This window comes from Actinokineospora sp., from assembly GCF_050699995.1.
Lineage (GTDB): Bacteria > Actinomycetota > Actinomycetes > Mycobacteriales > Pseudonocardiaceae > Actinokineospora.
This window is the reverse complement of the sequence record NZ_JBOHGC010000290.1, coordinates 1-1440: the sequence shown is the minus strand read 5'-3', so window position 1 is coordinate 1440 and position 1440 is coordinate 1. Positions and strand designations below refer to the sequence as shown.

The window sequence follows — 1440 nt, the reverse complement described above, 5'->3', positions numbered from 1 at the left end:
AGAGCGATCGCTGTGCTTGCCTTCTCGGCGAGCACCGTCTCAAGTGGATAGCCGAGGAGTGACACGGCTGGAATGTCGGGTCGTTGAGATGGCAGTTCGATCAGTTGTGGTGCGGGCGTCACCGGATCACCGACGTTGATGTCGAGCCTGAGTTTGACCGCTGCGGTGGACACGCTGCAGTTCATGGCGACACGCACACCGGTGTGGTCGGTGTCTTCGCGGATCGTGTCGGCGATGGTCGTCTCGGCGAGATATTCCACCCCGTCGTCCTCTGCGAGGACGACCTGAGCGATGTCCTTGACCCTGTTTGTGATGGTGTCCTGGTCATTGGCGAGATGTCGGGCGAGCAGGTCGGCATCGGCGGTCGAGCGGCGCGCGTCGAAGACCGCGAGAAGTAGTCCTCCCTTAAGGACGAACGTGTTCGCGTGCGGAGAGGCGGCCAGTCGGGCGAGCCAACGCTCCAGAACGTAGAGGGTGAGCAATTCCTGGGTGGTGCGCTTCTCGCGGCGAGCCCGGTTCTGCAGATCGAGGTAGGCCCGACCGCCCGGAGTCTGCCTCGTCGGTCGGCTCATTCGGCGCTCACCACGTCCACGGCCATACGCACTGGCCCGAGGACGTCCAACGCGCCCGCGAGGGAGAGCAACTCGCCGGGTCGAGCATTCCGACGTCGCATGTAACGTCGCAAGGCGCCGAGGGCAAGTGGTTCTCCCAGCCGGTGGCGCAGCCGCATCAGATCCACCACCGCTCGTTCAGCGCTGTATACCCTGACGTTCTCTCCGGGGGCTGCTTCCACGCTGGTGAGCCCAAGTTCGAAGGTCGCGACGGCGAAGCGAAACACCTCGGTGGGTGGGTGGTCGATTCTCGGGGGGCGTTGCCGGCGTGGAATAGCGATCTGCACGGCTGTGAGGGAATCTCGTCGGTCAGGTCGTAGACGGCCAGCGCGGAGACGCAGCACACGATTCCCGTCGGAACGCGGTGTGCGACCGCGAGCAGATCGGGCAGGGTTGGCGCAGGCGCTTCCGCCTGCCGGAACACACCACGGGACAGTTCGACCAACTCCCCCGCGTCTCGCATCCGATACAACTCGCGCGGGTGCAGTCCGACAGCGCGAGCGGTGGCCGTGGTGAAAGTCGGCGGCAAATCAGTCACCTCGACAGGCATGGATAAGAATGTACCCACCATGGAGGGTGGTGGCAACACTTCTATCCACTGCGCACGGGCCAACCCGCCTGGCCGATCCCGCCGCGAGCACGTTCCACCAACTGAACACGTCTCCGACGGCGTCAGCCCGGACCGCTCCAGTACCACCGCCACGCTCACCAGAACAGCCCTTCCCGACGGCTCGACGGCCCAACAGAATCCGGCACACGCGAGCCCGAGGCGAGCCCGAGAAGACGGGAACCGCCCGGCACCAGCCGACACCATGCGACACAGCAGGCC

General features: G+C 65.3%; 2 protein-coding genes. Both read right to left on the bottom strand.

Annotated elements, in window-relative coordinates:
• Positions 1 to 482: nucleotidyl transferase AbiEii/AbiGii toxin family protein (locus ACRDSQ_RS14360; RefSeq protein WP_431421570.1), on the bottom strand; the 482-nt coding region annotated here is incomplete at its 3' end.
• A 247-nt stretch (positions 483 to 729) separates the two neighbouring features.
• Positions 730 to 1161 carry a type IV toxin-antitoxin system AbiEi family antitoxin domain-containing protein gene (locus ACRDSQ_RS14355; protein ID WP_431421568.1) on the bottom strand — a complete coding sequence of 144 codons (432 nt, stop codon included), beginning with the start codon at positions 1159 to 1161 and terminating at the stop codon, positions 730 to 732.
• Positions 1162 to 1440: the final 279 nt, after the last annotated feature.